Annotated in this window: 14 protein-coding genes and 1 pseudogene; 2 read left to right on the forward strand and 13 right to left on the reverse strand. The window is 35.3% G+C overall.

Annotation, left to right across the window (positions count from 1 at the left end; translation table 11 throughout):
* Positions 1-53: 53 nt before the first annotated feature.
* Together A5866_RS05780 and A5866_RS05785 are read right to left on the reverse strand one after the other, a co-directional pair.
* A complete protein-coding gene (locus A5866_RS05780) occupies positions 54-995 on the reverse strand; it encodes a rhodanese-related sulfurtransferase (RefSeq protein ID WP_086278893.1) in 942 nt (313 codons plus the stop codon).
* A 237-nt stretch (positions 996-1,232) separates the two neighbouring features.
* Positions 1,233-1,604, reverse strand: coding sequence for a VOC family protein (locus A5866_RS05785; RefSeq protein WP_086278892.1), 372 nt, complete (start codon positions 1,602-1,604; stop codon positions 1,233-1,235).
* 121 nt (positions 1,605-1,725) lie between these two features.
* Here A5866_RS05785 and A5866_RS05790 point away from each other — a divergent pair, with 121 nt between their 5' ends.
* Positions 1,726-2,535 carry an MBL fold metallo-hydrolase gene (locus tag A5866_RS05790; RefSeq protein ID WP_086278891.1) on the forward strand — a complete coding sequence of 270 codons (810 nt, stop codon included), beginning with the start codon at positions 1,726-1,728 and terminating at the stop codon, positions 2,533-2,535.
* A gap of 75 nt (positions 2,536-2,610) precedes the next feature.
* Here A5866_RS05790 and A5866_RS05795 read toward each other — a convergent pair whose 3' ends face one another.
* From A5866_RS05795 to A5866_RS05830, 8 genes are all read right to left on the reverse strand, one after another.
* Positions 2,611-4,002 carry an L-cystine transporter gene (locus A5866_RS05795; RefSeq protein WP_086444100.1) on the reverse strand — a complete coding sequence of 464 codons (1,392 nt, stop codon included), beginning with the start codon at positions 4,000-4,002 and terminating at the stop codon, positions 2,611-2,613.
* 460 nt (positions 4,003-4,462) lie between these two features.
* A complete protein-coding gene (locus A5866_RS05800) occupies positions 4,463-4,852 on the reverse strand; it encodes a DUF1149 family protein (RefSeq protein ID WP_086444099.1) in 390 nt (129 codons plus the stop codon).
* A 125-nt stretch (positions 4,853-4,977) separates the two neighbouring features.
* The gene (locus A5866_RS05805) at positions 4,978-6,321 is read right to left on the reverse strand and encodes a PFL family protein (protein WP_086444098.1); all 1,344 of its coding nucleotides are present in this window, start codon (positions 6,319-6,321) and stop codon (positions 4,978-4,980) included.
* 383 nt (positions 6,322-6,704) lie between these two features.
* Positions 6,705-6,974, reverse strand: a complete 270-nt coding sequence (locus tag A5866_RS05810) for an ACT domain-containing protein (protein ID WP_086444097.1) — start codon at positions 6,972-6,974, stop codon at positions 6,705-6,707.
* Positions 6,975-7,322: 348 nt separating this feature from the next.
* The gene (locus A5866_RS05815) at positions 7,323-7,754 is read right to left on the reverse strand and encodes a hypothetical protein (protein ID WP_086444096.1); all 432 of its coding nucleotides are present in this window, start codon (positions 7,752-7,754) and stop codon (positions 7,323-7,325) included.
* A gap of 81 nt (positions 7,755-7,835) precedes the next feature.
* Positions 7,836-8,294, reverse strand: a complete 459-nt coding sequence (locus A5866_RS05820; RefSeq protein ID WP_254907636.1) for a WYL domain-containing protein — start codon at positions 8,292-8,294, stop codon at positions 7,836-7,838.
* Positions 8,228-8,722 carry a helix-turn-helix transcriptional regulator gene (locus tag A5866_RS05825; RefSeq protein WP_254907263.1) on the reverse strand — a complete coding sequence of 165 codons (495 nt, stop codon included), beginning with the start codon at positions 8,720-8,722 and terminating at the stop codon, positions 8,228-8,230. The genes A5866_RS05820 and A5866_RS05825 overlap by 67 nt, the downstream gene beginning before the upstream one ends.
* Positions 8,715-9,116, reverse strand: a complete 402-nt coding sequence (locus A5866_RS05830; RefSeq protein WP_086278885.1) for a DUF3224 domain-containing protein — start codon at positions 9,114-9,116, stop codon at positions 8,715-8,717. Before A5866_RS05830 ends, A5866_RS05825 begins: the two co-directional genes overlap by 8 nt.
* Before the next feature lie 239 nt (positions 9,117-9,355).
* Between A5866_RS05830 and A5866_RS05835 the strand changes: the two genes are divergently transcribed.
* Entirely contained in the window at positions 9,356-10,312 is a 957-nt protein-coding gene (locus tag A5866_RS05835; RefSeq protein ID WP_086444095.1) for an NAD-dependent epimerase/dehydratase family protein, read from the forward strand.
* On the opposite strand, the gene A5866_RS05840 is transcribed toward A5866_RS05835, so the two are convergent.
* From A5866_RS05840 to A5866_RS05850, 3 genes and pseudogenes are all read right to left on the reverse strand, one after another.
* Positions 10,309-11,187, reverse strand: coding sequence for a MurR/RpiR family transcriptional regulator (locus A5866_RS05840; protein WP_086278883.1), 879 nt, complete (start codon positions 11,185-11,187; stop codon positions 10,309-10,311). The genes A5866_RS05835 and A5866_RS05840 overlap by 4 nt on opposite strands.
* Positions 11,188-11,279: 92 nt before the next feature.
* Positions 11,280-12,284: pseudogene (locus A5866_RS05845) on the reverse strand (IS30 family transposase).
* Between the two features lie 146 nt (positions 12,285-12,430).
* The gene (locus tag A5866_RS05850) at positions 12,431-12,961 is read right to left on the reverse strand and encodes a hypothetical protein (RefSeq protein WP_086444094.1); all 531 of its coding nucleotides are present in this window, start codon (positions 12,959-12,961) and stop codon (positions 12,431-12,433) included.
* Positions 12,962-12,967: the final 6 nt, after the last annotated feature.

Here is a 12,967-nt window from a genome sequence, read left to right on the forward strand (position 1 = left end):
AAATTCGACACACAACGGTCAATCGCTTTGTGTCGAATTTTTTGTTTTAGTGATTAATTTGCAATTGCTTCAAGTCTAGCCTTTACATCTTGTTCTGACAGTTCATTTCTCATTACATAACGATTTGCCGGATGATGACGACACTCATCTGAACAGCTGCCAAGGTATTTTGCTTCATTTTCTTCTGAGGCTAAAATTTGTTTATTACAGAATGGATTAGCGCAATTAATATAACGTTCGCAAGGTGTCCCGTCAAACCAGTCTTTACCGATAATTTTTTTATCGACATGGTTGATTTCAACACTGATTCGTTCATCAAAAACATACATTTTTCCATCCCATAACTCGCCTTGTGTTTCTGGATCTTTTCCATAAACAGCAATACCACCATGTAGCTGAGCAACATCTTCAAAGCCTTCTTTGATCAACCATCCAGAAAATTTCTCACAGCGAATTCCACCAGTACAGTAAGTTACCACTTTTTTATCCATAAATTGTTCTTTATTGTCTCTGATCCATTGTGGTAATTCTCTAAAGTTACGAATATCAGGACGAACAGCTCCTCTAAAGTGACCTAGATCATATTCATAATCATTTCTAGCGTCGATCACTACTGTATTTTCATCTAGAAGTGCTTCTTTAAATTCAATAGGTTCCAAATATTTTCCGGTTAACTCTAACGGATTCACATCTTCTTCTAGGCTTAAAGAGACCAGTTCTTTTCTAGGACGGACAAACATTTTATGAAAGGCATTTTCTGGTACCTCATCGATTTTGAAATACGTATCCTTGAAACGCTCATCTGCTAACATTGCTTCCATATAAGCATCTGTATCAGCAATCGTACCTGAAAGTGTACCATTGATCCCTTCAGTCGCTACTAAAATTCTACCTTTTAAGTTCAACGATTTACAAAAAGCTAAATGCTCCTTTGCAAATTCCTCCGGGTTTTCGATCGTCGTATATTTGTAATACAGTAATACGCGGTAATCCATTTTATCTTACTCCTTTTTCTAGAAACTGCTTAGCTATCTCCAAAATAACTGTACAATTCCGATTTTCTATTCATACGTATTCAGTATATAAAAAAAGAAATACAAAAAGCGAGGTATTTGCTTGTGGAATAGTGAACATAAAACGAAAGGCGAAATGAACCGTTTAGCACACACTAAAAAATAGAAAAACTACCTACACTTAAAAAAAAATGTGGGTAGTTCATTTAAATTAACTCTTTATTGACCAGATACTGCAAAATAATTTTCATCATTATCTGCAAAGTTGAAGACTAAACCAGTTGGTAATTGTACTAATTCACCGACACGCACGTCAGCATCTTTCATTTTTTTATATAGCTCCACTACATCTTCTGCAAAAAACATCAGTGATGGTGTATTTCCTGCAACTTCTGGTGAATGTTTTTGGATAAATGCTAAGTCATATAACACAATCATTGTTTCCGCAGTTTCACTTGGTGCAATCTCTACTACTAGGGTACCGTCCACTGCATCTCTTTCTTTTTCTACAAAGCCAATTTTTTGCCAGAATTGGCTTGATTTTTCTACATTTGTGACGTATAGCATGATTTTAATTTGATTTGTAAACATGGTTTTAGCTCCTCATCATTGTTTTTTCTCATTTTAAACTAAATGCTTTTTCATTATATACTTTTTATCATAGCTTATGGTAAGCTTTATGAAAATAAATTTGCTTCAAAAAGGAGAAAAAATGAACTTAACTGTTTTGGTAGATAATAATGTCTATATCGATCACTATTACTTAGGAGAACCCGCTTTATCTTTTTATCTAGAAGATGGTGACGAAAAAATTCTCTTTGACACAGGTTACAGTGACGTTTTTATAAAAAATGCAGACTTGCTTTCTATTGACCTGAGCAAAGTTTCAAAGTTAGCATTATCTCATGGTCACAATGATCACACTGGTGGTTTGAAATTAATTTCTAGCATTTTTACAAAAGAGAAACCACAAATCATAGCCCATCCACTCACTTTTTTTCCTAAAAAAGAAGAAGAATTGGTTATCGGTTCAGCTGTGACTAAAGAAGAACTAAAAGAAAACTATGAGTTGGTGCTTACAAAAGATCCAGTTAAACTTTCACCTAATATTACTTTTTTAGGCGAAATACCTCAACTAGTAGATTTCGAGCCACGTAAACAAGTAGGTGAAACAAAATTATCTGATCATTTTACACCTGATTATGTGCTAGACGACTCTGCCTTGATCTATGAAGGTCATGATGGTCTTTATATTATCACTGGTTGTTCTCACAGTGGTATTAGTAATATTTGTGAGTACGCCAAGCAAGTCACCGGTATCCAGACGATTAAGAGTATTATTGGCGGGTTCCACTTATTTGATGAAGATCAACAGTTAGACAAAACGATTGAATATTTTGAAAAAAATCAAATTACTACGCTCTATCCTTGTCATTGTGTTTCCTTTCAAGCCAAAGCTAAACTTCATTATCATATACCAATCGAAGAAGTTGGCGTTGGTCTGCAGCTTGAATGGCATTAAAAAAAAGTAAGATCGTTTAAACGATCTTACTTTTTTTATTATAACTCTCTTGGGGAAGAAGAAGCGGATCACATCTTAAACATTTTCTTCAATCACTAAGTTACGATCATTTAATACGTCACGATCTAATTCGTTGATTCGAGAACTTGTCACGATACCAGCTACCATACTGTCACTAACGTTAACAGCAGTTCTTGCCATATCAATCAATGGCTCTACAGAAATAACTAAACCAACGATTGCGACCGGTAAATTCATAGCACCTAAAACGATCAATGAAGCAAATGTTGCTCCACCGCCGACACCAGCTACACCAAATGAGCTGATTGTGACGATTGCAACTAACATTAAAATAAATTCTAAACTAAAGACATTGATTCCCACAGTTGGTGCAACGATCGTCGCCAACATTGCAGGATAAACACCAGCACAACCATTTTGACCAATGGATAAGCCAAAACTTGCAGCAAAGTTCGCTGTTGCATCATCAACACCTAGAGCCTTTGTTTGTGTTTCAATATTTAAAGGTAATGCTCCAGCACTTGATCTTGATGTAAAAGCAAAACTCAATACTGGGAATGATTTTTTCAAATAATTCACCGGGTTTACTTTTACTGCCACTAAAATCAATAGATGAACAAGCATTACAATAATCAACGCAGTATAGGAAGCTAACACAAATTTTCCTAAGTTAAGAATCGCATCAAAATCACTAGTTGCAACAACGTTGGTCATCAACGCTAAAACCCCATAAGGTGTTAAACGTAAAACCAAGGTTACGATACGCATTGTGATCTTATAAAGACTGTCGATCAAATTAGCAAAAAATTCTGCTTCTTTCGGTGCTTTTCTTTTTACGCCTAGATATGCCACACCGACAAAAGCTGCGAAAATCACCACACCAATTGTACTTGTTGGACGCGTCCCTGCAAAATCTGCAAACACATTTCTAGGAATAAAAGCTAAAATTTGTTGTGGAATCGATAGATTTTCAACGGTTTCCTGTCTCGTTGCAAGTTCTGCAATTCGTGCCGTTTCTGCCGTTCCTTGAGTAAATTGCGCACCTTGTAGTCCAAATAATAATGTTGTTCCGATTCCAATCAACGCAGCCACAGCGGTTGTACCTAGCAATGTTGCCAATACATTGAAGCTGATTTTTCCTAGTTGTTTGGATTCTTTCATCTTAGTAAAAGCTCCTACGATAGAAACAAAAACTAAGGGGATTACGAGCATTTGTAAAAATGCTACATAACCATTACCTACAATACCGATCCATTCCATTGCTTGCGTAGTAACTTTGTCTTGGGTACCGAATGCGAATTGAATAATTGCACCTAATACAATACCGACACCTAATGCAGCAAAAACACGTGTAGAGAACTTATAGTGTTTTGTTTGCATACGATAAAAAACGTATAACACTGCAAGAAAAGCAAGGACCACTAAAACAGTGATGAGTGTTGTCATTTTTTTCCCTCCTAAATTTATAAGCGTAGCAAATAGATTAATCCTGTAGAAAATTAGGAAATTGGCAATGAAACAATCTATGTTTCATTGATAATCTATCTATTTTCCTAAGAATTGATTTGCGCAGCTAGATGTATTAAAAGCTGAACGGGCTCGCCTAGTATCAACTGGAAAAATAGGACTGGGGTGTTTTTTGCCACATCCATATTTTATCGTTTTCCGAGGTAGTAGCTCATAAAGCTAGATAATACAAATGACAAGTACATCAAAGGAAGTAAAGGTTCCCGGGGATCATTCTTCAACAAGCCCCCTAAAAATAAAAGTAATTCATTTTCAGTGATATGTCTATTGTACCTGATTTAATAGGTCATGGGGTATTATTTTGTCTCTAATATGATAGCAAAAAGAGTTTGTGATAGTTTTTAACTATCACAAACTCTTCGATTTTACTTTATTTAAGTTACTGTTCTGGTGCAGATTGAAAGTTCAATTGAATCCCTGGTTTATCCAATGCAATTTCAGTCACTTCATACGCCATACGTTGAACAATGCTGAATAATGGACTAACTAATTCATCGACTTCTTCTTGTGAGATATCTTCTTGGTTTTCAATCTTATGATTGATCACATGATTGATTTGACTAACTGAACCTGATAAAACATACTCTTCAAAAAATAGACGAAACTCTAAACGAGCTGCGATAATTGAATTTTCTTTTGGATAATTTTCATCAGTTGATTCGATTGGTGAAAAACCAACTCTAAGATCTGTTTCGACTTCTTCCATATCTTGGGTACGCATATCATAATGAAAAGCCTCTACGACTTCTTGTTGACGTTTTATTTCCATGCATTAAAATCTCCTTTTTTATGTTCAATAACTATTCGTTCACTCTATAATGAATATAGTTTATCTATGTTTTTATTATACCATATATCTTTTTATAACAAATAGTTATACTCATTTTTTCTAATCTAATTTTTAAATGAATGGATTGGTGCAGGGATTCTGCCACCACGGATAATAAAGTCTGTTGAAGCATAATCATTAACTTTCATAACGGGTGCTCTTCCTAGCAAACCACCAAACTCGACCATATCACCAACTTTTGTTCCTTCAGCTGGAATGATACGAACAGCTGTTGTTTTGTGATTGATCACACCGATTGCTGCTTCGTCTGCAATCATTGCGGCAATCGTCTCTGCTGATGTTTCACCAGGAATAGCGATCATATCTAAACCAACGGAACAAATTGCCGTCATTGCTTCTAATTTTTCTAAATTCAGTGCACCATTATTGACTGCATCGATCATTCCTGCATCTTCTGAAACAGGGATAAACGCACCTGATAATCCTCCAACATGGTTACATGCCATCACGCCTCCTTTTTTTACTGCATCATTCAATAAAGCTAGTGCAGCAGTCGTTCCATGCGTCCCAACACTTTCTAAACCCATCTCCTCTAAAATATAAGCCACACTATCACCCACAGCCGGCGTTGGAGCTAACGATAGATCCACAATGCCAAAGGGAACATTCAAACGTTCTGACGCAATTTTCCCAACTAGTTGACCCATTCTAGTAATTTTAAATGCCGTTTGTTTGACAACTTCTGCGACTACATCAAAAGGTTCTCCTTTGACCTTCTCTAACGCACGTTTGACAACGCCAGGTCCACTGACACCAACATTGATTACGCAATCAGCTTCTCCCACACCATGAAAAGCACCCGCCATAAAGGGATTATCTTCCACCGCATTTGCAAATACGACTAATTTAGCACAGCCCATATCAGATTGGGCCGCCGTTTCTTTGATGACATACCCCATATGACGAACAGCATCCATATTGATTCCAGCTCTTGTTGAGCCGATATTTACAGAAGAACAAACAAAATCAGTTTCAGCTAAAGCTTGCGGAATAGAATTGATCAAAATCTCATCTCCGTGTTGATACCCTTTTTCAACTAAAGCACTAAATCCGCCGATAAAATTAACCCCAACCGCTCGAGCCGCTTTGTCTAAAACCTTCGCATATTTAACATAATTTGAATCCGAACTAGCTGCCGCTACAATTCCAATCGGCGTTACAGAAATCCGCTTGTTGATGATCGGAATCCCATACTCAGATTCGATCTCTTCTCCAACTTTGACTAGATTCTTCGCTAAACGCGTTATTTTGTCATAAATTTTTTGACAAGCTCGATCACTGTCACTATCAATACAATCTAACAATGAAATCCCCATTGTAATGGTTCTAATATCTAAATTTTCTTCTTCAATCATACGGATCGTTTCTAGAATTTGATTCGTCTCCAAAAAAATTCCTCCTAATTTTAAAAGCTGAATGAGCTCGGTCAGCACCGACTGAAAAACAGAAAAAATCGATTGAGATGGTTCTCGTCTCACTCTATCTTTATCTTTTTTCCGAGGTGCTAGCTCATGAAGCTAGATAGTTTTAAAAGCTTAGCGGGCTCATTCAACCTCGACTGGAAAATAGGAAATTATGACTGAGATGCTTTTTGCCTCATTCATAATTTATCTTTTTCCCGAGAGGTTAGTCCGTGAAGCTAGATAGTTTTAAAAGCTTAGCGGGCTCGTCCAACTTTGACAGGAAAATAGGAAAAATCGATTAAGACATTTCTTATCCCACTCTATTTTTACTTTTTTTCCGAGATACAAACCCGCGGAACTGATAATTATTATAGTTTATGCATAACATTAAAAATCTCTTCGTTTTGAATACTAATGGTCACACCTAATTTTTCACCTAGAGTGTTCAGCTCAGAACGAATTTCTTCAAAATTATTTTTGTCTTTAGAGATTTCTAACACCATCATCATTGTAAAATAGCTGTCCATGATTGTTTGCGAAACATCCAAGATGTTCATATCAAGCTCAGCCAATTTATGACTAACACCAGCTATGATTCCAACCTTGTCTTTACCAATTACTGTTAATACTGCACGCATATAAATTCCTCCTAATTTTAAAAGCTGAATGAGCTTGGTTAGCACCGACTGAAAAATAGGAAAAATTGATTGAGGCGTTTTTGTCTCACTCGATTTTTATCTTTTTTCCGAGGTGCTAGCTCATGAAGCTAGATAACATATAGTGACAACGTTCCGCTTCATTTCACCCAGTACTTTTCAACATCAGTTCACTGTGTTTCAAAGCAAAATGAGTTTTTTTCATTATATCATAATTTGTTCAATTATTAACAAAAAATCAGAACGAAATACTTATAAATAGATTTATCGTTCGTTTTTTATATAAATTAAAAAACTTCTGAGCTTTAGAAGCTTCTCAGAAGTTTTTCTTCATACTATTTTAGTAAATTGTTGTTTACAACTTGAACAAGTTACTTTGATTTTACCCTTTCCTTTTGGTGCTCGCAATTGTTGTTTACAATTGGAGCACTTAAAAAAAGTATACGTCTTACGTGTGTTGACTCTTTCTTTTACACGATTGAATTTTTTTCTTAATTGCTGCATTTTTAAAATATAACGAGTATTTTCATTCGAACGCGGATAAATTCTTTTTGAAAAAAAACGGTAGTTGATCCAGATTAATAGCGCTACTGCTAGCCAAAAAGCGATCGATGTTGGTAAAACTAAATTGAGCAATAATAAAACTAGAGTGCTTTTCATCAGCATATTGCTCAATCGATCCATTTGAGCGTATCGTCCTACCAATAATTTTTGAATCTTTGCATTCCAACGAAGTAATCGTTCAAGCCAAATTTGTCCCATATGCTCCCTCTTTTCTTTGCTATTATCTCAATCAATCAGCATTCTTTCAAGAGGAAAAATAGAAATAATTGAATAAACGAATTAAAAATAAATTTGAGTGATCTTCGTGATCTCTTCTTTGATTTTCTCTTTCAATTCAATTGGCTTCACCACTTCAACCGCCGCGCCGAATGACAATAAATAAGTAGTCAGCCACGTACCTTCTGGCTGCCAAGTTTTGACTTTGGTGAATTCACCCACTTGCTCGAACTCAATATTCGTTAAGTCTTCCTGTATGCGGTAAAACAGGGCATTTTTTATCTTAAACTCAACACATATCTTGGCAGATTCTGGTTGATAGTCTTTGATCAAATAAGCATCATCAATATTGTTTGCTGAAATTAGCAAATCCTTCATCCGTCTTAATTTAAATAGTCGAGTCGTTTCTCTAGCACAACAATAGCCTGCCAAGTACCAGGCATTTTGTTTGAAGATCAATTTATTTGGCATGACTTCTCTGTTAGCTTTTTTTCCTTTTCCGTTCGTATAGGAAAAAGTAATACATTTTTTTGATTTTTTGCTTTAGTGATCAATTCGATTACAGTTGCTTCATCTTCTCGTCCCCATGTTGAAAAATCAATATCGATCCAAGGTTCGACTTCTTTCTTAAATAAGGAGGAAAGCTTATTCATTAATGGGGTAATGCTTTTTAGATTGGTAGCGGCTAAATTCTGCAAGTCCACCATAATATGATCTTGCTCTTCATCATCCACAAACGTTGCGGACAGATGATGCGTATCCAACAAACGGATTCCGCCATCTCGTCCACTTTGAGCATATACTGGAAAACCTAAGGAAGACAGTGTATCAATATCTCGATAGATCGTACGAGTCGATACTTCCAGTTGCTCTGCCAAAATTGTCGCGTTTGCTTTATTATGCATGGTTAAATAATGCATAATATAAAATAATCTAGATAGATTATTCATCAGCCTTAAAGTCCAAGATCAACTTACTGTTTTCGCCAACAAAATCATATTGATAAGACCCCGTCAAGGCTTGTAACTCTCCTGTACCTTTAATGATCATTCCTGGTGAATCAAGTGATCCTTTATCAAAAATTCCTTTTTCAGCCGCTGTAAAGGTTCCTGTTTTTCCTTTATATTGGCCTTCAAAGTGAAGAAATCCTGATATTCGTGCTGTTGCAAGGTGTCCATCTTCTTTGTTGCTTTCTAAATAATAAAGAAGATACTCGACCCAAGCTTTGCCTTCTAGATCCCCTTCAAGTTCATATTCTGCCTGAACTCGATTCACTGGAAAATTGATCTTTTGTTCATCTACTGGTTGTTCATCCCATCTTGTCACGTTGAATGTTGCGCTCATAATGATCCCTCCTTATGAATAACAGGATAGCAAACATATGTTCTTTTTACAAGCTAGAATTGTCTAATTAAGTGCAACATTATAAAAAGTTTTGGCTTTAGGAGTTTGTAATCGATTTTCACAAAAAAAAGAAGTTCTTTTCATTTTTTTTAGAAAGACTTTCTAAAATGACGCAAAACTATGTCTATAGCAGAATAAAAATGATACTCTTAAACCAAATTGAAGGAGGTAATTATCACATGAAAGCTATTGTAATAGGTGCATATGGTCACATAGGATCATATTTAGTTCCAAAACTAATAAGAGCAGGCTATGAAGTAATAGCAATCAGCCGAGGAAAGAGTAAGCCTTACACAGAAGATATCTTATGGAAACAGGTAACGCATATCACTATGGACAGAAGCAAAGAACCTAATTTTCCAGAAAAAATTGCAGCATTAAAAGGAGATATTGTCATTGATTTAATTAATTTCACTGTAGAAGATACTCGGTTAATGGTTGCAGCATTGAAAGAAACAGATATTAGTCACTATCTGTACTGCTCTTCTATTTGGGCTCATGGACGAGCAACGATTCTTCCTACAGATCCCAATAGCAAAAAATATCCACTAGACGAGTATGGTATCCAAAAATATGAGAGTGAAAAGTTACTAAAAAATGAATATTACACAAACGGATTTCCAGCGACTATTATTATGCCAGGACAAATATCCGGCCCTAAATGGACAATCATTAATCCTTTGGCTAATCATGATCCAGAGATTTTTCAAAAGATAGCAAATGGTGAGGTGATTTACTTACCAAATTTTGGAATGGAGACATTACATCATGTTCACGCTAGTGATGTGGCACAAATATTTGTGGATGCTATCAAGCATAGAGAGTCAGCATTGGGAGAAAGTTTTCATGCCGTAGCAGAAGATTCACTCACTCTCTTTGGTTATGCGCAAGCTACCTATCACTATTTTAAAAAAGAGCCCAAGATCAAATTCTTATCTTGGGAAAAGTGGTGTGAGTTTATAAATAATGAAGATTATATTGATAAAACCTATTTTCATATTGCTAGAAGTGGAAAATACAGTATTGAAAATGCAAAAGATCGAATCAACTATTCTCCTGAATATTCCACTTTGGAAGTAATAGAAGAAAGCTTAAAAAGTTACATTGATAACGAATGGATTTCCGTTAAAAACTAACTGTCTTCACGAACAATTTGATTATCTATTTGGCGCAGCTCTGTAGCTTGTGCCAATTTTATTTTATACTCATAGTTTTCTTCATAATTGATAGCAAAATAACAGGAATATAGTGCGTCCAAAACTAAGGAAATAGACTCTATAGAAGAAAAACCAGCAATTTTTGAAAATGATTTTTCTCGTGTAGTGACATGTAGCGTAATATCAGCGAGCCTAGATAGTTGATTGTCTCCAATACTTGTAATAGCAATAATTGGGACCTCATTTTGTTTAAGCAGCTGAACTGTTTTAAACAGTGGATCAGATTCACCAGAATAAGAAATAAATATGGCACAGTCTCTATTGGTTGTCATAACAGCTTCTTGAAACATTGTATTTTGGATTGGGTAAATTTCAGCCTTTTTATTAATATGTCTCATCTTAAAGACAAATTCTTCTCCTAAAAATATCAAATTAGAAAGACAAAATATCTTTACAGTATCATGAGTTTCAATTAGTCGAATCGCCTTCTTTAAAGAATCATGGTTTATTAGTGTAAGTGTATCCTTCAGACTCTCAGTTTTGAGTTGCGCCACTTTATTAGTAATTGCCATAATAGAGTCACTTTTTTTAAATGGTAAATTTGCATCCAAATTTTTGAAATTTGAGTCTAAATAGGCTATCTCATTTAAGAACTCTCTTTTTAATTCACTCCAGCCGTTAAAATCAAGCTTTTTTGCTATTCTTGATAGCAAGGAAGGCGAAGTATATGTTTCTCCAGCAATCATGGTTGCAGAGTATTTTTCTATCGATTCTCGCTTTTCCAACATGAAATCTACAACCATTTTTTCGGTTGGAGAAAATCGAGTAAGTTCTATTTTCTCTAGTAATAGCATTAAATCAGTCCTTTGTATAAATTCTATAAAAAAGTCAACCTTACTAAACTTCTTTTCTTACTTAAAAAATTGTTAATAGAAAAGCACAATAATCAACAAATTTGAATTGCTCTTGCCGACGCATCATAAAAAATTTCATGTGGTGTTTTCCAACCTAAACACTTTCTAGGTCGATTATTTAGTTAGTAAACAACAGATTCGATGTATTTTTCTGATACGGGTGTCATATCCGAACGTTTGGGCAAGTATTCTCGCATTAATCCATTTGTATTTTCATTCGTTCCACGCTGCCATGGAGACCAAGGATCTGCAAAGTAGCAATCAATACCGCATACTCTACTGAAGTACTTATACTTTGCAAATTCTGGTCCTCTATCTGGCGTAATAGTTTTGCATTGCTTTTTGTTTAGAGGAGATAACAATTGTACAATCATATCCCTTACGCAAATTGAATCATTTTTAGGAATTTTTCCCGCTAGCAAAAATCGAGATTTTCGATCAACTAGTGTTACAAGACATGATTTTCCTCGATGTCCCAAGACAGTATCTGCTTCCCAGTGGCCAAGTTCTTCTCTAGTCTCAGCTTTTGTCGGATGTTCATGAATCGTTTTCACATCAGTAAATCTTCCACGACGATCACCAATTCTTTTATTCACTGATTTTCTTCCTTTTCGTCTTAACATTTTTCGTGTCCCAGGACTACCTTCAGGAAATCCTTCATCAAATAGACCATTGTAAATAGAACGATAAATAGTAGGATAGCTGACAACTGATTCATTACTCTCTAAATTAATTCTATTCGCTATCTGTTCTGGAGACCATTGATCTTCAAAAAGTAGTTTACGAATGGCTTCCTTATAAGGCGAGTGATCCAAGATTTTCTTTCTTCCGCATTTTTGCTTGTTATTATGATACGATTTTTGTGCTAGAGAAGGCGAATAGGCTCTAAACTTTGTAGTATTCCTTTTAAGTTCTCTCATAACAGTCGAAGGGCTTCTTTTGATTAAGCGTCCAATTCTACGAATAGTAAAGCCAAAACCATGATAGAGAAAGATCATTTCCCGTTTACGTATCGTAAGGTGTGTGTATGAAGTCATAGCTGAATACTTCCTAATCGATATAATTCGTCAACACTATTATAACAGGATTTTTTACTTTCAAGTTTTAGTGTTGCACTTAAATTATACATTCTAGAGCGAACATTACGATAATTTTTTTGTTTGTTCCAAATTTTGGCTTATTCTTAGTTCAATAGAAATTCTTTGATTTTTCTACTAAACACAGTAATATTTTCTGATTTTGATGCTGCTGTTGTCACATCTAGATACCCAGGATCTTTTGACCACCCACCTGAATCTGCCGTTAAGTAAATACTCAGTTTCTTTTCATCTTTATGCTTATTCATATAATCTAAAGCAGGTTTGGGAGGGTCGCTTGATTGTACAGTAGATAAGATGATAACTTTATCCCAATCCACCAGCTTATTCTCTCCGATTTCTTCAACTGGTTCAACTTTCAAATAGATATTTTCATTTGCTAAATTATTTTTCACTTCATTTATCACCTCATTTTTAAACGCTCGATCTTGGGTGTAAACGATTGCTTTGTATACGTTTGGTTTATCCTTCAGTGCTCCATTGATTTCACAACTTGAAATAATTCCTTGAACTCTGGTCAAGCGGTAATACCCTAAAAAACCAGCACTTCCTAAAACGATCACAAGGATTCCGAGCACGCTATATCTAATTAGTTTATTTTCCCATAATTTTTTCATTTTTAT

Origin of the sequence: Enterococcus sp. 12C11_DIV0727, assembly GCF_002148425.2 — a bacterium.
Lineage (GTDB): Bacteria > Bacillota > Bacilli > Lactobacillales > Enterococcaceae > Enterococcus_L > Enterococcus_L lemimoniae.

Bases quoted from the DNA above. Each gene is read 5' to 3' on its own strand.
- A5866_RS05790 (WP_086278891.1), top strand. From the start codon at position 1,726: ATGAACTTAACTGTTTTGGTAGATAATAATGTCTATATCGATCACTAT.
- A5866_RS05850 (WP_086444094.1), bottom strand. From the start codon at position 12,961: ATGAAAAAATTATGGGAAAATAAACTAATTAGATATAGCGTGCTCGGA.
- A5866_RS05835 (WP_086444095.1), top strand. From the start codon at position 9,356: ATGAAAGCTATTGTAATAGGTGCATATGGTCACATAGGATCATATTTA.
- A5866_RS05810 (WP_086444097.1), bottom strand. From the start codon at position 6,974: ATGCGTGCAGTATTAACAGTAATTGGTAAAGACAAGGTTGGAATCATA.
- A5866_RS05795 (WP_086444100.1), bottom strand. From the start codon at position 4,002: ATGACAACACTCATCACTGTTTTAGTGGTCCTTGCTTTTCTTGCAGTG.
- A5866_RS05825 (WP_254907263.1), bottom strand. From the start codon at position 8,722: ATGAATAATCTATCTAGATTATTTTATATTATGCATTATTTAACCATG.
- A5866_RS05840 (WP_086278883.1), bottom strand. From the start codon at position 11,187: ATGCTATTACTAGAGAAAATAGAACTTACTCGATTTTCTCCAACCGAA.
- A5866_RS05815 (WP_086444096.1), bottom strand. From the start codon at position 7,754: ATGGGACAAATTTGGCTTGAACGATTACTTCGTTGGAATGCAAAGATT.
- A5866_RS05785 (WP_086278892.1), bottom strand. From the start codon at position 1,604: ATGTTTACAAATCAAATTAAAATCATGCTATACGTCACAAATGTAGAA.
- A5866_RS05780 (WP_086278893.1), bottom strand. From the start codon at position 995: ATGGATTACCGCGTATTACTGTATTACAAATATACGACGATCGAAAAC.
- A5866_RS05800 (WP_086444099.1), bottom strand. From the start codon at position 4,852: ATGGAAATAAAACGTCAACAAGAAGTCGTAGAGGCTTTTCATTATGAT.
- A5866_RS05830 (WP_086278885.1), bottom strand. From the start codon at position 9,116: ATGAGCGCAACATTCAACGTGACAAGATGGGATGAACAACCAGTAGAT.